Source organism: Micromonospora sp. CA-263727 (assembly GCF_050942455.1).
Classification (GTDB): Bacteria; Actinomycetota; Actinomycetes; order Mycobacteriales; family Micromonosporaceae; genus Micromonospora.
In genome coordinates, this window is record NZ_CP192031.1 from 1,877,034 (window position 1) to 1,893,508 (window position 16,475).

The 16,475-nt window shown below is 73.0% G+C and carries 17 protein-coding genes; 6 read left to right on the top strand and 11 right to left on the bottom strand.

All coding sequences use genetic code 11. The features are described from left to right. Positions 1-104 precede the first annotated feature (104 nt). Both dtd and ACQPYA_RS08580 read right to left on the bottom strand, forming a co-directional pair. Positions 105-527 carry a D-aminoacyl-tRNA deacylase gene (gene dtd, locus ACQPYA_RS08575; protein WP_433532090.1) on the bottom strand — a complete coding sequence of 141 codons (423 nt, stop codon included), beginning with the start codon at positions 525-527 and terminating at the stop codon, positions 105-107. Beyond that, positions 527-2,011, bottom strand: coding sequence for a DUF7059 domain-containing protein (locus tag ACQPYA_RS08580; protein ID WP_433532091.1), 1,485 nt, complete (start codon positions 2,009-2,011; stop codon positions 527-529). The genes dtd and ACQPYA_RS08580 overlap by 1 nt, the downstream gene beginning before the upstream one ends. A gap of 179 nt (positions 2,012-2,190) precedes the next feature. Between ACQPYA_RS08580 and ACQPYA_RS08585 the strand changes: the two genes are divergently transcribed. After that, on the top strand, positions 2,191-3,411 hold the full coding sequence (locus ACQPYA_RS08585) for a S8 family peptidase (protein WP_433532092.1): 1,221 nt from the start codon (positions 2,191-2,193) through the stop codon (positions 3,409-3,411). Between the two features lie 63 nt (positions 3,412-3,474). On the opposite strand, the gene ACQPYA_RS08590 is transcribed toward ACQPYA_RS08585, so the two are convergent. From ACQPYA_RS08590 to ACQPYA_RS08600, 3 genes are all read right to left on the bottom strand, one after another. After that, positions 3,475-4,539, bottom strand: a complete 1,065-nt coding sequence (locus tag ACQPYA_RS08590; RefSeq protein ID WP_433532093.1) for an ABC transporter ATP-binding protein — start codon at positions 4,537-4,539, stop codon at positions 3,475-3,477. A 40-nt stretch (positions 4,540-4,579) separates the two neighbouring features. Next, entirely contained in the window at positions 4,580-6,115 is a 1,536-nt protein-coding gene (locus ACQPYA_RS08595) for an ABC transporter permease (RefSeq protein ID WP_433533430.1), read from the bottom strand. A 65-nt stretch (positions 6,116-6,180) separates the two neighbouring features. Next, a complete protein-coding gene (locus tag ACQPYA_RS08600; protein WP_433532094.1) occupies positions 6,181-7,236 on the bottom strand; it encodes an iron ABC transporter substrate-binding protein in 1,056 nt (351 codons plus the stop codon). A 135-nt stretch (positions 7,237-7,371) separates the two neighbouring features. Here ACQPYA_RS08600 and ACQPYA_RS08605 point away from each other — a divergent pair, with 135 nt between their 5' ends. Then, positions 7,372-7,953 carry an HhH-GPD-type base excision DNA repair protein gene (locus ACQPYA_RS08605; protein ID WP_433532095.1) on the top strand — a complete coding sequence of 194 codons (582 nt, stop codon included), beginning with the start codon at positions 7,372-7,374 and terminating at the stop codon, positions 7,951-7,953. 80 nt (positions 7,954-8,033) lie between these two features. Here ACQPYA_RS08605 and ACQPYA_RS08610 read toward each other — a convergent pair whose 3' ends face one another. Together ACQPYA_RS08610 and ACQPYA_RS08615 are read right to left on the bottom strand one after the other, a co-directional pair. Further along, positions 8,034-8,345 (bottom strand): hypothetical protein, encoded by a 312-nt coding sequence (locus ACQPYA_RS08610; protein WP_433532096.1) that lies wholly within the window; start codon positions 8,343-8,345, stop codon positions 8,034-8,036. Between the two features lie 2 nt (positions 8,346-8,347). Beyond that, positions 8,348-8,647 (bottom strand): hypothetical protein, encoded by a 300-nt coding sequence (locus tag ACQPYA_RS08615; RefSeq protein WP_433532097.1) that lies wholly within the window; start codon positions 8,645-8,647, stop codon positions 8,348-8,350. Positions 8,648-8,754: 107 nt separating this feature from the next. Here ACQPYA_RS08615 and ACQPYA_RS08620 point away from each other — a divergent pair, with 107 nt between their 5' ends. After that, entirely contained in the window at positions 8,755-9,111 is a 357-nt protein-coding gene (locus tag ACQPYA_RS08620; RefSeq protein WP_433532098.1) for a DUF3099 domain-containing protein, read from the top strand. Positions 9,112-9,244: 133 nt separating this feature from the next. Here ACQPYA_RS08620 and ACQPYA_RS08625 read toward each other — a convergent pair whose 3' ends face one another. Together ACQPYA_RS08625 and ACQPYA_RS08630 are read right to left on the bottom strand one after the other, a co-directional pair. Further along, entirely contained in the window at positions 9,245-10,123 is an 879-nt protein-coding gene (locus ACQPYA_RS08625) for a carbohydrate kinase family protein (protein ID WP_433533431.1), read from the bottom strand. Between the two features lie 95 nt (positions 10,124-10,218). Further along, positions 10,219-11,154 (bottom strand): pseudouridine-5'-phosphate glycosidase, encoded by a 936-nt coding sequence (locus ACQPYA_RS08630; protein ID WP_433532099.1) that lies wholly within the window; start codon positions 11,152-11,154, stop codon positions 10,219-10,221. Between the two features lie 88 nt (positions 11,155-11,242). Between ACQPYA_RS08630 and ACQPYA_RS08635 the strand changes: the two genes are divergently transcribed. The 3 genes from ACQPYA_RS08635 (at position 11,243) to ACQPYA_RS08645 (ending at position 14,116) form a co-directional block, all read left to right on the top strand. Beyond that, the gene (locus tag ACQPYA_RS08635; RefSeq protein WP_119573379.1) at positions 11,243-11,461 is read left to right on the top strand and encodes a DUF3039 domain-containing protein; all 219 of its coding nucleotides are present in this window, start codon (positions 11,243-11,245) and stop codon (positions 11,459-11,461) included. A 28-nt stretch (positions 11,462-11,489) separates the two neighbouring features. After that, positions 11,490-12,143 (top strand): trimeric intracellular cation channel family protein, encoded by a 654-nt coding sequence (locus ACQPYA_RS08640; RefSeq protein WP_433532100.1) that lies wholly within the window; start codon positions 11,490-11,492, stop codon positions 12,141-12,143. Between the two features lie 245 nt (positions 12,144-12,388). Further along, positions 12,389-14,116, top strand: coding sequence for a DEAD/DEAH box helicase (locus ACQPYA_RS08645; RefSeq protein ID WP_433532101.1), 1,728 nt, complete (start codon positions 12,389-12,391; stop codon positions 14,114-14,116). A gap of 83 nt (positions 14,117-14,199) precedes the next feature. Here ACQPYA_RS08645 and ACQPYA_RS08650 read toward each other — a convergent pair whose 3' ends face one another. After that, a complete protein-coding gene (locus tag ACQPYA_RS08650) occupies positions 14,200-14,433 on the bottom strand; it encodes a DUF7455 domain-containing protein (protein WP_278175105.1) in 234 nt (77 codons plus the stop codon). A 244-nt stretch (positions 14,434-14,677) separates the two neighbouring features. Then, positions 14,678-16,279 (bottom strand): RNA polymerase sigma factor, encoded by a 1,602-nt coding sequence (locus tag ACQPYA_RS08655; RefSeq protein WP_433532102.1) that lies wholly within the window; start codon positions 16,277-16,279, stop codon positions 14,678-14,680. Positions 16,280-16,475: the final 196 nt, after the last annotated feature.

Below are 16,475 nucleotides of genomic sequence, written 5' to 3' on the forward strand. Positions count from 1 at the left end.
GGCGGTTGGGGCGTAAAACGGGAGTGAGGCGATCGGGGACCCGACAGCCCGCGCGAGAAGAAGGGGGACGACCGGCACGGTCGGTGACGGTCGGGTTCGGAAATTCAGAGGTCGAGGAGGAGGGTGCGGGGGCCGATGTTGACGCTCTCCACCAGCATGTGGGCGCGGAAGCGGCCGGTCTCGACCTTCGCGCCGCGCTGCCGCAGCGCCTCGACCACCGCGTCGACCAGAGGTTCGGCCAGTTCGGCGGGGGCCGCCGCGGTCCAGGAGGGGCGGCGACCCTTGCGGGCGTCGCCGTAGAGGGTGAACTGGCTGATGACCAGGATCGGCGCGCCGGCGTCGGCCGCGGACCGCTCGTCGTCCAGGATCCGCAGCTCGTGCACCTTGCGCGCCATCGTGCGGGCGGTCTCGACGGTGTCGGTGTGGGTCACCCCGACCAGCACCAGCAGCCCGTCGGAGATCGCACCGACCACCTCGCCGTCGACCGTGACGCTGGCCCGGCCGACCGTCTGCACCACCGCCCGCATCAGGCCGTCACCGGTTCGATGAAACCCCGCTCGACCAGGTGCGCCACGATCGGCCCGGCCGCCTCGGCCAGCTCGTCGACGGTCACGTCGTGCGCGACGGCGAGCAGCGCCAGCTGGTCGCGCAGCGGCAGCCGGCCGTCGGCCCCGCCCACCAGGGCCAGTACCAGCGGGTCGATCTCCTCGGTCCAGCGCAGTCCCTGCGGCATGGCGAGGACCTGCCGGTCCACCGCCCAGCCATCGGGGCCCATGGTGGCCTCCTGACGTAGTTGGAGCCCGTCGGTGGCGCGATAGCGCGCGGCCAGCAGCCCGTCGTCGTCGCGCCCGTGCAGCCAGCTCTGCCGGTCGAACCAGGCGTCGATCCGGTCGCCCATCGGCGTCTGCACCCGCTGGCGCAGGTCCTCCACCCGCAGCGTCGGCGCGTCGTGGCCGCCCCGGCGCAGCGAGACGATGCCGAAACCGATCGCCTCCACCTTGTGCGCGTCGAACCAGTCCAGCCAGTCGGCCATGCGCTGCGGGTCGGCCGCCTCGCCGACGTCGGTCAGCCACAGGTTGACGTACGCCATCGGGTCGGCGACCTCGCGCTGGATCACCCAGGCGTCCAGGCCGGTGCCGGCGAACCAGCCGGCCACCCGCTCGCCCCAGTCCTCGCCGGTCACGTGCACCCAGTTGGCGAGGTACTGCATGGTGCCGCCCTCGGTGAGCAGCCCGGGCGCGGCGGCGGCCAGTTCTGCGCCGATCGCGTCGCCGACCCGGCCGGAGTCGCGGTAGACATGTGTGGTGGTGCCCGGCCCGACCACGAAGGGCGGGTTGCTCACCACCAGGTCGAAGCGACGACCGGCGACCGGTGCCACCATGTCGCCCTGCAACAGTTCCCAGTCCTGGCCGTTGAGCGCGGCGGTGGTGGCGGCGAAGCGCAGCGCGCGTCGTGAGAGATCGGTGCCGGTGACCCGCCGCGCGTGGGTGCTCAGGTGCAGCGCCTGTACGCCCGATCCGGTGCCCAGGTCGAGGGCGCTCTCCACCGGCCGCCGGACGGCAGCGCCGATCATGGTCTGGGTCGCCCCACCGATGCCCAGGACGTGCTCGGCGTGCAGCGGGCGGCCGGGTCGGGCGCTGGCCGGCACGTCGGCGAGCACCCACCATTCGTCGCCGTACGGTTCCAGGTCCAGCCCCATCCGCAGCCCGTCCCCGTATCGCTCGACCAGTCCCGCGTCGAGGGCCTCGGCGATGGACAGTGGCGCCAGCGCGGCCGACACCGCGGCCTCCGGCTCGGTCTGCTCGCAGATGAAGACCCGGATCAGGGTGGCGAGCGGGTCCTGGTCGGCGGTGGCGCGCAGGGCGGCCCGGAAGTCGTTGCGGGCCACGCCGCCGGTGGCCTGCGGGCCGAGCCGCATGGCGATGCCGTTGGCGGTGAACGCGGCCCGGGTCAACGCGGTCCGCAGTGCATCGACGCCGGCGGGGGAGAGCAGCATGTCGTGTCCGTCCACGCCGTCATCCTGCCTGGTGGAGCCGGGCCGGGGTGCGTCCGACCGTGACATTCTCAATCAATTGACGAACATCTCTGTCATATCTATCGATCAAAGGCTAGCATCTCCTGCAACTCAATCCGAGGGGCGGACCGTCCGGCCAGAAGCCCGGTCGGCCGCCCAGGCAAGGGAGGCAGACGATGTCCTCAGGGTCCACCGCGCGACGGCGCTTCATCCGGGCGTTCGCCGTCGTCGCCACCGCGGCGGCCGTCTCCGCGGCCAGCGTTACCCCCGCGCTCGCCGCGCCCACCGGCGAGATCCGCGGCGCTGGCGCGTCGAACGCGATCAGCGGAAGCTACCTCGTCGTCCTGCGTACCGACGCGGTCGGCTCCGCCGGCTCGTCGGCGGCTCGCAGTGCGGTGCCGGACCGGGCCAGCGCCCTGGTCAAGCGGTACGGGGGCAGTGTCTCCGACGTGTACAGCGCGGCGCTGACCGGCTTCGCCGCCAAGATGACCGCGGCCCAGGCGGCCCGGCTCGCCGCCAACCCGGCGGTCGCCTACGTCGAGCAGGACCAGGTGGTCACCCTCCAGGCGACCCAGAACAACCCGACCTGGGGCCTGGACCGCATCGACCAGCGGAACCGGCCGCTGAGCGCCACCTTCACCTACCCGAACACGGCCTCGAACGTGCGGGCGTACATCATCGACACCGGCATCCGGACCACCCACAACGACTTCGGCGGCCGGGCCACCTGGGGCACCAACACGGTCGACACCAACAACACCGACTGCAACGGCCACGGCACCCACGTCGCCGGCACGGTCGGCGGCACGACCTACGGCGTGGCCAAGCAGGTCCGCCTAGTCGCGGTGAAGGTGCTCAACTGCTCCGGCGGCGGCACCACCACCAGCGTGGTCAACGGCGTGAACTGGGTGACCGCCAACGCGGTGAAGCCGGCCGTGGCGAACATGAGCCTCGGCGGCGGGGCCAGCACCGCCATCGACAACGCGGTCGCCAACTCGATCGCCTCCGGCGTCAGCTACGCCGTCGCCGCCGGCAACTCGAACGCGAACGCCTGCAACTACTCCCCGGCTCGTACCTCGACCGCCATCACCGTCGGCTCGACGACCAACACCGACGCCCGGTCGTCCTTCTCCAACTACGGCACCTGCGTGCACATCTTCGCGCCGGGCAGCAGCATCACGTCGGACTGGCACACCAGCAACACCGCGACCAACACGATCAGCGGCACCTCGATGGCCTCGCCGCACGTGGCAGGAGCGGCTGCCCTCGTCCTGGGCGCCAACCCGTCGTGGACCCCGGCGCAGGTCAAGACCTACCTGATCAACAACGCCACCACCGGCGTGGTGACCAGCCCGGGCACCGGCTCGCCGAACCGCCTGCTGTTCGTGGTCAACTGACCATGACCTGAACCGGCCCGGCGGACGGCGCGACCGATCCGCCGGGCCGCTTCGCGTACCGGGTCAGTTGGCCAGGGCGAGCACGGTGCGGCCGGGGGCGTCGTCCGCCGGGAAGGCCCGCGCCGCGCCCTCCACGCGCACCCGCACCTCACCACCCAGCGGTACGGCGGTGCCGCCGTCGACGATCCGGGCGGTGATCCGGGTGCCGTCGGCCAGCCGGAGACCGACCAGCGCGTCGTGGCCGTGGAAGTCGTGCCGCAGCACGGTCGCGGTGACCGCGTTCGGGCCGGCGGCGAGGCGTACCTGCTCGGGGCGGACCAGCACGGTGACCGGCCCGTCGGTCACGGCGCCGACAAGCGGGACGACCCCCAGCGCGGTCCGCGCGGACCCGTGCTCGGCGATCGCCGGCAGCAGCACGGCGTCGCCGACGAAGCCGGCCACCCACGGGTCGGCGGGCTCCCGGTAGACCGTGGTCGGCGCGGCGGCCTGGACCACCCGCCCGTCGCGCAGCACCACCACCTTCTCCGCCACCGACAGCGCCTCGCCCTGGTCGTGGGTGACCAGCACGCCGGTCGCGCCGTCGGCCCGCAGCGCCTCGCGTACGTCGTGCCGCAGCCCCGCGCGCAGCCCCGCGTCGAGGGCGCTGAACGGCTCGTCCAGCAGCACCACCGACGGCCGGGGCGCCAGGGCGCGGGCCACCGCCACCCGTTGCTGCTGCCCGCCGGAGAGCTGGTGCGGCATCCGGTCGCCGTACCCGGCTAGCCCGACCAGGGCCAGCGCCTCCTCGACCCGGTCGGAGCGCCGGCCGGCCCGGTCCAGGCCGTAGCCGACGTTCTCCGTCACGCTCAGGTGCGGGAAGAGCGCGCCCTCCTGCGGCACCACCGCGATCCGGCGCCGATGCGCCGGCAGGTGCCTGCCGCCGCCCGCGATCCGGACGCCGTCGATCTGGATCTCGCCGTCGTCGAGTCGCTCGAAGCCGGCCAGGCAGCGCAGCAGCGTGGTCTTGCCGCACCCGGAGGGGCCGAGCACCGCGGTCAGCCGGCCGGACGGCACGGCGAGATCCACCCCGGCCAGGGCGGTGATCCGTCCGTACCGCTTGACCACGCCGGTGAACACGACGTCGCTCATGACGGCGCTCTGAGCTGACGATTCGCTCGCTGACGCTCGCTCATGGGCGGTCCTCCTTGTCGAGCAACCCGCTGCGGGCGACCAGCAGCCAGGTGGGCAGGGCCGAGATCGCCACCAGCAGCGCGGCGTAGGGTGCCGCCGCCGCGTACGCGCCAACGGCGGTGCTGGACCACAGTTCGGTGGCCAGGGTGTCCGTCCCGGTGGGGCGCAGCAGCAGGGTAGCGGGTAGCTCCTTCATGCCGGTGAGGAAGACCAGCGCGGCCCCCGCGCCGATGCCCGGCAGGGTCAGCGGCAGGGTCACCGTCCGCAGCACGCTCCACGGCCCGCGGCCGAGCGAGCGGGCCACCTCCTCCAGACCGGCGGGGGACTGGGCCGCGGCACCGGCCACCGCACCGACCGCCAACGGCAGGAACAGCGTGGCGTACGCCAGGGCCAGCAGCCACCGGGTCTGGTAGAGCGGGTACGCGACGTTGATGCCGAAGAAGATCAGCGAGAGCCCGATCACCACCCCGGGCAGGGCGTGGGCCAGATACGCGAGCCGGTCCAGCACGGTGGTCAGCGGGCCCGGTGCCCGCGCCGCGAGCAGGCCCAGGGGCAGCGCCAGCAGCATGGTCAGCGCGGCGCCCGCCAGCGAGATGGTCAACGAGTTGCCGGCCGCGGTGAGCACCTCGGGCAGCGCCCCCGGGCGGGACACCCCGGCCGCGAGCCGCTGCCCGAGGCTGACCGCCGGCACGCCGAGCGCGAGCCCGGCGACGCCGAGCAGCGCGGCCGTGACCGGCCAGCGGGCCGCCCCGAGCGGCAGCCGCGCAGCGGGCCGGCGGGCCCCACCGAGCCGGGCGTACCGGGCGCCCCGCCGGCGGGTCGCGGTCTCGCCGGCCAGCAGCAGTACGGTCAGCGCCACCAGCACGCTGGAGAGCACCAGCGCTCCGGTGCGGTCGAAGCCCAGGTCGAAGGCGACGAAGATGGCCCGGGTGAAGGTGTCGGCACGCAGGATGGAGACCGCGCCGAAGTCGGAGAGCACGTAGAGGGCGACCAGCAGCGCCCCGGCGGCGGTGGCCGGGCGGATCTGTCGCAACGTCACCGCGGTGAAGGTCTGCCAGCCGCTGCGGCCCAGCGACCGGGAGACCTCCTCCTGAGCCGGGTCCGCGCCGCGCAGCGCGGCCGCGACCGGCAGCAGCACGTACGGGTAGGAGCAGAGGGTGAGCACCAGCGCCGCCGGCCAGAAGCCCTCCAGCCGGGGCAGCGCGGAAACCCAGGCGAAGGCGGCGATGTAGGTCGGCACGGCCAGCGGAAGCGCGGCCAGCACGGCGAAGGCCCGACGGCCGGGCAGGTCGGTGCGGGTGACCAGGAACGCGGTGCCGACGCCGAGCAGCACGCAGCCGGTGGTGACCACCGCCGCCAGTCCGAGGCTGCGCAGGGCGAGCAGTGCCACCCGCTCGGTCCACAGCTCTGCGGCGATCTGGTTCCGGCCCGCCTCGGCGGTGCGTACCGCGAGGTAGGCCAGCGGGATCAGGGCGACGGCCAGCGCGGCGGTCGAGGCCGCGAGCAGCGCCGGCCGGGGTGCCAGTCGCCGCAGCCGCCCGGGAACGCCGGACAGGGCCGACCCGGTGCGGGTCGGCCCTGTGGCGGTTGTCGGAGCGGTCAGGGGACCAGACCCGAATTCTTGATCATGGTGACGGTGGCGTCCAGCGTGTCCAGGTCGTTCAGGTCGATCTGCGGCACCGACAGGTCGGCCAGCGCCGGCACGTACGCCGGGCCGGGCACGCCGGCGATCACCGGGTACTCGAAGGTCTGCTCGGCGAAGTACGTCTGGGCCTCGGTGCCGAGCAGGAAGTCCACGAACTGCTGCACGTCCGGGTCGGTGGCGGACCGGTTGAGCACGCCCACGCCGGCCACGTTGACCAGGGCGCCGGTGTCGCCGTCGGGGAAGAAGTGCAGCTTGACCTTGAGCGCCTCCGGGGTGGTGCCCTCCTCCTTGGCGATCTCGCCCAGGTAGTAGTGGTTGACCAGGCCGACCGGGACGGCACCGCTGTTCACGTCCTCGACGATCTTGCCGTTCCCGTCGCGGACCTGCGGGTCATTGGCCTTGAGCCCGGCCAGGAACTCCTCGGCCTTGGCGTCGTCGTGCTGCACCCGGATGGCGGTGATGAAGGCCTGGAACGAGGCGTTGGTCGGTGCGACACCGACCTTGCCCTTCCAGGCCGGACCGGTCAGGTCGAACACCGACTTCGGCAGCTGGTCGGCCGGCACCAGATCGGGGTTGTACGCCAGCACTCGGGCCCGGGCGCTCACGCCGACCCACTGGCCGTTGCCGGCCCGGTAGGACTGCGGCACCTTCGCCGTGGTCGCCTCGGACAGGGCGCTGAACATGCCGCGCTTGGCGACCGTGCCCAGCGCTCCGGCGTCCTGGGCGAAGAACACGTCGGCCGGGGACCTGTCGCCCTCCTCGACCAGTTGGGCGGCGAGCTGGGCGGTGCTCGCGTAGCGCGGCTTCACGGTGATGCCGGTCTGTGCGGTGAACTTCTCCAGCAGCGGCTTGACCAGCTGCTCGTTGCGTCCGCTGTAGACGGTGATTTCCTTGTCGTTGGGCTTGCCGGGGTCGGCCGAGCTCTCCTCGTCGGATCCGCAGGCGGCCAGGCCGATGGTGAGCAGCCCGGCGGCGAGCAGCACGCTGGTGGTGCGGCGGGTGATGAGCACAGTGAACCTCTTACTTCCCGGTCGGGGCGGTCAAGGCCGGAGAAGTTAGCATAGCCTAACCTAATAAAGCGTCGATGTGGATGCTGGAGCGGCCCGGCGCGGCCCGATCCGGCCCGCAAGTGCAGGATGGAGGGCATGACACTCGCGCTGCCCATCGACCCGGAGGCGAACCAACTGCTGGCGCGCAGCCCGCTGGCCCTCCTGGTGGGAATGGTTCTCGACCAGCAGGTCTCGATGGAGAAGGCGTTCTCCTCGCCGTACGTGCTGGCCCAGCGGCTCGGCCACGACCTGGACGCCCGGGAACTCGCCGGGTACGACCCGGAGGCCCTGGTGGCGCTCTTCGCCCAGCCGCCGGCGCTGCACCGGTTTCCGAAGGCGATGGCGGCGCGGGTCCAGGAGGTGTGCCGGGTGCTGGTCGAACGCTACGACGGCGACGCCGCCCGGCTCTGGGCCGATCCGGCGGACGGGCGTGAGCTGCTCGCGCGGATCACCGCGTTGCCCGGTTTCGGCCGGCAGAAGGCGCAGATCTTCCTCGCTCTGCTCGGCAAGCGGTTCGGCGTCGCGCCGCCGGGCTGGCAGGAGGCGGCCGGCAGCTACGGCGAGCCGGAGACCCACCGGTCTGTCGCCGACGTCACCGACGCCGAGTCGCTGCGCCTGGTCCGCGAGTACAAGCAGCAGATGAAGGCGGCGGCCAAGGCGAAGGCCGCCGGCGACTGACCCGACGCCGCCGCGGCACGGCCGGCAGCCGCTGCGTGCCGTGCCGGCGCTGGCCCGCCGTGCCGGCGGCGGGCTGGGCGTCAGGCGGCGCTGGGATGGGCCAGGGAGGCGATGGCCCGGCGGACGTCGGCCAGCGAGACGGTGGCCGAGTCGTCCAGGTCGGCGAGACCAGCCTCGATCCACTGCCGCATCAGGGTGGTCACGCCGATGCCCCGCGCGTCGGCGACCGCGCGGACCCGCTCGTACGTCTCCAGCGGCAACCGGACCGAGCGGCTGACCATCGGGGTGTCGGTGTCGGGGGTGGGCAGCTGCGCCGGATGGTTCTCGTCGATCAACTCGGCGAGCCGGTCGCCGCCGCTGTGGAACTGCTTGGTCGCGTCGTGACGGTTCATCGTCACCGCCTCCTCGTCTCCGGAGATCTCCGCACGGCCTCGTCGTAGCGTTTCGCCTCGACGTCGCTCAGCTCGCGGGCGGAGAGGATGTCCCAGTCGTTGTCGGTCCCGTCGGCCTCGGCGAGCAGCACGGCCACCCGGCGCCCGCGGGCGGTGGTGGCGTAGACCACCATCACGTCGTCCCCCAGGTGGCGGATGACCCGCCGGCTGCTGTGCAGGGCCTGCCAGACTTCCCCCGGCGTGACGTCGTAGACCCGCAGGTTGGCCAGCGCCTCGTCGGTGAAGCTGAACCTGCTGCCCACGGGGCGAGCGTACCACGCACGTAACACGACACCTGCCGGGCGACGAAGCTCGTCGCCCGGCCGACCGGAGTGACAGGATGGGGGACGACCCCCGAGGAGGTACCACGGTGAAGCGTCAGGCGTACCGGCCGATCCTCATCACCGATGCCTCGCGCAGCCAGGACGACCAGCTCACCAGCCGGCAGCGGCGGTACGTCGCGATGATGGGCGTCCGGGTGGCGTGCGTCATCGTCGGCGCGATCCTGGTCGGCACCCGTGCGCCGCTGCTCTGGCTCTGGCTGCCGCTGGTCGCGCTGGGCATGGTGCTCATCCCGTGGCTCGCCGTGCTGCTCGCCAACGACCGGCCGCCGAAGGAACAGCACCGGCTGGCCAGCCGGTACCGGGCGCAGCCGGCGGCCGACGTCCCGCCGAGAAGCCTCACCACCGAGGAAGCGCCGCACAAGGTCATCGACGCCGAGCCCTGACGGCGCGGGCGGGGCCGGCCCGGGTGCCGCAGCGGCGGCGAGGCCGGACCCACCGATGACCCAGCGGGCGGCGAGAACCGGGCGGCTGATGGGCTCAGCGGGCGGCGAGACCGGAGCGGCCCGGCCGGATGGCTCAGCGGGCCGGCCGGGCCCCGATCTGGGAGACCGCTGCGGCGCCGAGGTCGGTGGCCCGCTCCAGCGCGGCCTCCGGCGTGGCCCCGGCCAGCCCGGCGGCGAGCAGGCCGGCGGCGAAGGCATCCCCCGCCCCGGTCACGTCGATCACCGCCACCCGGCGGGCCGGCGAGGTGGCGCGCGTGCCGGCCCGGTCGACCCAGGTCGCGCCGGCGCCGCCCCGCTTGACCACCACCTGCCGGGCCACCGCGACCAGCGCCCGACCCTGCGCCGCCGGGTCGAGCCCGCCGGCCAGCACGGTCGCCTCGTCGGTGTTCACCAGCAGCAGGTCGACCTCGCGTACCCAGGAGAGGAAGGCCGCCGCCCCGACCGCGCGCAGCGGTGCCGCGGAGGCGGCGTCGACGCTCGTGGTGAGACCGCGCTCGCGGGCCGCGGCGAGCGCGTGCAATCCGGCCGGGCGGGAGTCCGCGTCCAGCAGGGTGTACCCGGACAGGTGCAGATGTGCCGCGTCCGGCGCGCCGGCCAGCGCCGCGTCGACGTGCCCGGGACGCAGCCGCACGTTCGCCCCGCGCTCGGTGATCATGGTGCGCTCGTCACCGGCGGCCAGCACGATCACCGTCCCGGTGGCGCAGCCGGCGATCCGCTCCACCGCGCAGTCGACCCCGGCGGCGGTCAGCTCCGCGATCCGGTCCTCGCCCGCGGCGTCCCTGCCGACCGCCCCGACCAGGGTCACCGGCACGCCCTGCGCGGCGAGCCAGGACGCGGTGTTGGCGGCCTGCCCGCCGCCGGTGAGCCGGATCGCGGCCGGGGTGTCCGAGCCGGCCGCCAGCGGCGCGGCCAGCACCGCCAGCACGTCGGTGATCACGTCGCCGACGACCAGGACGCGGCCGGCCCCGCCCGGTGCCGGCTCGCTCCGCCCGCCGGCCGCCTGCGGTGCTCCGGCGCCGTGCCCGGCGGTTCGCGTACGCCGGACGCTCACGCCGCTGCGGCGTCGTGGCGGTTGGCGGCGGCGACCGCGATCCGGGCGGCGAGGTCGGCGTTGCGCAGGATGATCCGGATGTTGACCGCCAGGCTCGCGCCCTGCGTGGCGGAGTGGAAGTGGGCCAGCAGGTACGGGGTCACGGCCTTGCCGCTCACCCCGTCGCGCTCCAGCCGGGCCAGCCCCTCGGCGAGGGTGCGGTCGTGCAGGCCCGGGTCGAGCTGCTCGTCGGCGGGCAGCGGGTTGGCCACGATCAGCCCGCCGTGGTGCACGCCCTGCCGCTCGCGGGCGGCCAGCGCGTCGGCGACCAGCTCCGGCGAGTCGACCGACCAGTCCAGGTCGAAGCCGCCGTCGGTGATGAAGAATCCGGGGAAGCGGCGGGTGCGGTAGCCGACCACGGCCACGCCGAGGGTCTCCAACCGCTCCAGGGTCGCGCCCACGTCGAGGATCGACTTGACCCCGGCGCAGACCACCGCGATCGGGGTCCGGGCCAGGGTGACCAGGTCCGCCGACTCGTCGAAGGTCTGCGCTGCCTCGCGGTGCACCCCGCCCAGCCCGCCGGTGGCGAACACGCCGATGCCGGCGGCGGCGGCCACCGCGCTGGTCGCGGCCACGGTGGTGGCACCGTCCGCGCCGGTGGCGGCGGCCACTGCGAGATCGCGTACGGAGAGTTTGGTCACGCCGTCGGCGGTGGCCAGCCGGGTCAGCTCGGCATCGTCGAGGCCCACCACGAGTTCGCCGGCGACCATGCCGATGGTGGCCGGCACCGCGCCCGCCTCCCGGACCGCCTGCTCGATCTGCCGGGCCACCCGGAGGTTGTCCGGCCGGGGCAGGCCGTGCGAGACGATGGTGCTTTCCAGAGCGACCACGGGACGACGCTCGCGCAGCGCGCGGGCCACCTCGGTGCCATAGCGAAGATGAAAGTCGGTCACAATCGCCCACCGTACGCCCGCCGCCTGGTCCACCTCAGGTGGACCAGGCCAGGGTGACCTGCCAGACTTGTCGGTTGGAGGTGCAGATGTGAGCACACAGGTTCTCGAGCGTCCGGAGCTGAAGGACGCCGACACCGGTCCGGAGATGTTCCACTACGTCCGGAAGGAAAAGATTGCCGAAAGTGCCGTCATGGGCACTTTCGTCGTGGCGCTGTGCGGGGAGACGTTCCCGGTCACCAAGACGCCCAAACCGGGCTCGCCGGTCTGCCCGAAATGCAAGGAGATCTACGACTCGTACCGCGAGTGATTCCGGGCCTGCGGCGTAACCTGCGGCGGTGACCACCTCCACCGCCCTGCTCCTGGCCGACCTCGCCGGAGTCGCGGTGTTCGCCGCCTCGGGGGCCTCCGCCGCGGTGGCCAAGCGGCTCGACCTGTTCGGCGTGGTCTTCGTCGGCTTCGTCGCCGCCCTCGGCGGCGGGATCGTCCGGGACCTGGTCATCGACGAGGTCCCGCCGCTGGCCTTTGCCGACTGGCGGTACGCGACCACCGCCGCGCTGACCGCCGGGGCCGTCTTCTGGCTGCACCCACAACTGGCCCGGCTGCGTACCACCGTACTGGTGCTGGACGCGGCCGGGCTCGGCCTGTTCACCGTCACCGGCACCCTCAAGGCCCTCGACGCCCAGGTGCCGCCGGTCGGCGCCTGCCTGATCGGCATGCTCACCGCGATCGGTGGTGGACTCGTCCGCGACCTGCTCACCGGCGAGATCCCGGTGGTGTTGCGGCGGGAGATCTACGCCGTCGCGGCGCTCGCCGGCTCGATCGTGGTGGCGGCCCTGTACGGGCTGGGACAGACCGGGCCGATCCCGCTGACCGTCGCGGTGATGCTGGTCTTCGGCGTACGCCTGGTGGCGCTGCGTCGGCGCTGGTCGGCCCCGGTCGCCACGCTGCGCCCGCCACCGGCCGGGATACCCGGGCCGCCCGCGGAGTGAGCTTGCGGCCGGCCGTGCGCCGCGTGGTTCGGGCCGGTTCAGTGACGGAGGGCACCGGGTGACCGGTGTGGCGTCGGGTGGGGGCGGCGACCCGTCCTGGTTATGCTGAGTCGGCCTTCGCGGCTACCGGCGCGGAGGCGTTTTCATGGCGCGGCTCCGGTGCCACCTGGCCCCGGGGTCGCCGGTTTTCGCGGTCGGGACACCGTGCGGACGGGACGTCGTGCGGTCGGAGAGGAGCCCAACGCGTGGCAGCCCGGATGCCGGCGCTTGAGACGTTTCCGCCGCTGCGCGCCTGGCAGCGCAAGGCCCTGGTGGAGTACCTGCGCCGCCGCGGCGAGGACTTCACCGCGGTCGCCACGCCCGGCGCCGGCAAGACCACCTTCGCCCTGCGGATCGCCGCCGAGCTGCTCGCCGACGGCACCGTCGAGGCGGTCACCGTGGTCGCGCCGACCGAGCACCTGAAGGCCCAGTGGGCGGAGTCCGCGGCCCGGGTCGGCATCCAGCTCGACGCCGCGTTCCGCAACGCCGACCTGCACTCCTCGGCGGACTTCCACGGTGCCGTGGTCACCTACGCCCAGGTCGGGATGGCCCCGCAGGTGCACCGGCGGCGCACCATGACCCGGCGCACGCTGGTCGTCCTGGACGAGATCCACCACGCCGGCGACTCCCGTACCTGGGGCGACGGGGTGAAGGCGGCCTTCGAGCCCGCGGTACGCCGGCTGATGCTGACCGGCACCCCGTTCCGCTCCGACGACAACCCCATCCCGTTCGTCAGCTACGAACGGGGCGGGGACGGCCTGCTGCGCTCCCGGGCCGACTCGGCGTACGGGTACGCCGACGCGCTGCGCGACGGTGTGGTGCGGCCGGTGCTCTTCCTGGCGTACTCGGGGGAGACGCGGTGGCGCACCAACGCCGGGGAGGAGCTGGCGGCCCGGCTGGGTGAGCCGATGACGCAGGATCTCGTCGCCCAGGCCTGGCGTACCGCCCTGGACCCGGCCGGCGACTGGATGCCGCAGGTGTTGCGGGCCGCCGACGCCCGGCTGACCGTGCTGCGGGAGGCGGGCATGCCCGACGCGGGGGGCCTGGTCATCGCCACCGACCAGCAGACGGCCCGCTCGTACGCCAAGCTCATCGAGCAGGTGACCGGGGAGAAGGCCGCCGTGGTGCTCTCCGACGACGTGGGCGCGTCGGCCCGGATCGCGACGTTCGCGGCGTCCGAGCAACGATGGCTGGTCGCGGTGCGGATGGTGTCCGAGGGTGTCGACATCCCCCGGCTGGCCGTCGGCGTCTACGCGACCAGCGCCAGCACGCCGCTGTACTTCGCGCAGGCGATCGGCCGGTTCGTCCGGGCCCGCCGGCCGGGGGAGACCGCGTCGGTCTTCCTGCCCAGCGTGCCGCATCTGCTCGGGCTGGCCAGCGAGATGGAGACCGAGCGGGACCACGTGCTCGGCAAGCCGAAGGACCGGGAGGGCTTCGACGACGACCTGTTGGAGCGCGCCCAACGCGACGACCAGGCCAGCGGCGAGTTGGAGAAGCGCTTCGCCGCGCTCTCCGCCACCGCCGAGCTGGACCAGGTGATCTTCGACGGCGCCTCCTTCGGTACGGCGGCCCAGGCTGGCACGCCCGAGGAGGAGGAGTACCTCGGCCTGCCCGGGCTGCTCACCTCCGAGCAGGTGGCGGCGTTGCTGTCGAAGCGGCAGGCCGAGCAGTTGGCCGCGCGGCGACGCCGAGCCGGCGAGCGGTCGGACGAGGCGGCGGCCCCGGCCGCCGCACCGGCCCCGATGAGCGCCGCCCAGCGTCGGGTGGCCCTGCGTCGCCAACTGAACGCCCTGGTGGCCGCTCAGCATCACCGCACCGGCCAACCCCACGGCAAGATCCACGCCGAGCTGCGCCGCCTCTGCGGCGGCCCCCCCAGCGCCCAGGCCACCATCGAACAGCTGGAAGAACGCATAGCCACCGTCCAGACCCTCTGACAGCTCACCCCCACCGGTGGGGGTGAAAAGGCGGCCGGAGACATCTCACGATGTCTCCGGCCAGCTATGTCGGGTTGTGGATCTCAGTTCGCCATCAGGTCGGCACCGCGCCAGCTGAACTCGGGGTCCGTCGCGTATCGCACGGTGATCTTCACGAGATCCTCGGCGTACTTGTTGGCGTGGTGCCCACAGAACACCAGCTCACTGCCACCCGAGAGGGTGATCCGGAGCTTGCCGGCGGCATTGCAGCGGTCGCACCGTTCATCGGCGGCCGGGGGGCTCACCGTCTCGGGCGGCGGCGTGAGGGTCGGGGTCATCGCCTTCCTCCTCTGGTCGTCACCGATGAACACTCTCTTCGGTCTTGGTCACCTATCGTGCAACACCCTTGTCGGGCCTCGCCTTCCCTGTGTGCCCGCGGGGGACCGAGGTCACACATGGCACGGACAGTGTGCCGTGCACCCAGGGTGCCACGTCAACGATCACATTCGTGCAACCACCTGATCACCATCCGGCGTTGCACGCCAGGTGGTCAAAACGACACGATCGGTTGACGGAAGCTGATCAGTCGAGATAATCGCGGAGCACCTGGGAACGCGACGGATGCCGCAGCTTGGACATCGTCTTGGACTCGATCTGCCGGATGCGCTCACGGGTCACGCCGTAGACCTGACCGATCTCGTCCAGGGTGCGCGGCTGGCCGTCGGTCAGGCCGAACCGCAGGCGTACCACGCCCGCCTCACGCTCGGAGAGCGTCTGGAGCACCTGCTGGAGCTGATCCTGGAGCAGCGAGAAGGAGACCGCGTCGACCGCGACCACGGCCTCCGAGTCCTCGATGAAGTCGCCGAGTTGGCTGTCACCCTCGTCACCGATGGTCTGGTCGAGCGAGATGGGCTCCCGGGCGTACTGCTGGATCTCCAGCACCTTCTCCGGTGTGATGTCCATCTCCTTGGCCAGCTCTTCCGGGGTGGGCTCGCGGCCCAGGTCCTGGAGCAGCTCGCGCTGTATCCGGCCCAGCTTGTTGATCACCTCGACCATGTGGACGGGGATGCGGATGGTGCGGGCTTGGTCGGCCATGGCGCGGGTGATGGCTTGGCGGATCCACCAGGTGGCGTAGGTGGAGAATTTGTAGCCCTTGGTGTAGTCGAATTTTTCGACGGCGCGGATGAGGCCGAGGTTGCCTTCCTGGATGAGGTCGAGGAAGGCCATGCCGCGGCCGGTGTACCGCTTGGCGAGCGAGACGACCAGCCGGAGGTTGGCCTCCAGCAGGTGGTTCTTGGCGCGCTCACCGTCCCGGGAGATCCAGAGCAGGTCGCGCTGCATGTCGCGGACGAGCTTCTCCTCGCCCTCGTCGGCCGCGCGCAGCCGCTCGGCGGCGTAGAGCCCGGCCTCGATCCGCTTGGCGAGCTCCACCTCCTGCTCGGCGTTGAGCAGCGGCACCTTGCCGATCTGCTTGAGGTAGGCGCGAACCGAGTCCGCCGAGGCGGTCAGCTCGGCGTCCCGGCGGGCCTGCTTGAGCGCCTCGGACTCCTCGTCGTCCCACTCGAAGTCGTTGTCGGTGGCGGAGTTCGCCGCGTCGGTCGCGGCGGCCCGGGCCAGCTCGACCGGCTCCTCGACCACCACGTCCTCGATCTCGGCGGCGAGTTCCTCGGGATCGACCTCGCCCTCCGCGGCCTCGCCGTTGGCGGCCTTGGCGGGCTTGCCCGCGCTGGTCGCGGCGGCCACCGTCGCCTTGGTGGCCCGGGTGGACTTCTTGGCCGGCGCGGCAGCCTTGGCGGCCACCTCGGCGGTGGTGCCGGCGGCCTTGCGCGAGGTCGCCTTCCGCGGCGCCGGCGCCGGCGCCTCGTCGGCCGCGGGCGCCTGCTTCGGGGCGGGCGCCGCCGCCTTCTTGGTGGTCTTGGCGGTGGTGGCTCGGGACGCCGGGGTCGCGGAGCGGGCGGCGGCGACCCGGCGGCGGGTGCTGGCCGAGCCGTCGACCACCACGGTCACCCCGGCCTCGGAGAGCGCCCGCAGGATCTTCTTGGCCTGGGCCGGAGTCACCTCGGCGGACTCGACGGTGCGCGCGAGCTGGGCCGACGTCAGCTGGCCGCCGGCGCTCTGCGCGTGGGCGATCAGGGTGTCGGTGAGCGAGCGAACGTCGGCGCCGGTCTGGCGGGGTTCTGTCACGAATGACCTTCCGGAGGCGAAGAGCGAGCACGGCCGGATCGTCCGGCACAGCGTGGGGCACCATGCCGGGCGATGTGGTTGAGGGACCCCCGTGTCCCGGGCCGGCCGGTCGTCGGGCGGTCCGTGGCGCGTGGGCAGGGGTGAATTGTAACGCCGTCGGCGGCGATCATCCTGCGCCGCACGGCTGACCGGCGAT

Coding starts and splice junctions, on each gene's coding strand:
- dtd (WP_433532090.1), bottom strand. CDS start 527: ATGCGGGCGGTGGTGCAGACGGTCGGCCGGGCCAGCGTCACGGTCGAC.
- ACQPYA_RS08610 (WP_433532096.1), bottom strand. CDS start 8,345: ATGAACCGTCACGACGCGACCAAGCAGTTCCACAGCGGCGGCGACCGG.
- ACQPYA_RS08590 (WP_433532093.1), bottom strand. CDS start 4,539: ATGAGCGACGTCGTGTTCACCGGCGTGGTCAAGCGGTACGGACGGATC.
- ACQPYA_RS08650 (WP_278175105.1), bottom strand. CDS start 14,433: ATGACCCCGACCCTCACGCCGCCGCCCGAGACGGTGAGCCCCCCGGCC.
- ACQPYA_RS08605 (WP_433532095.1), top strand. CDS start 7,372: ATGACACTCGCGCTGCCCATCGACCCGGAGGCGAACCAACTGCTGGCG.
- ACQPYA_RS08585 (WP_433532092.1), top strand. CDS start 2,191: ATGTCCTCAGGGTCCACCGCGCGACGGCGCTTCATCCGGGCGTTCGCC.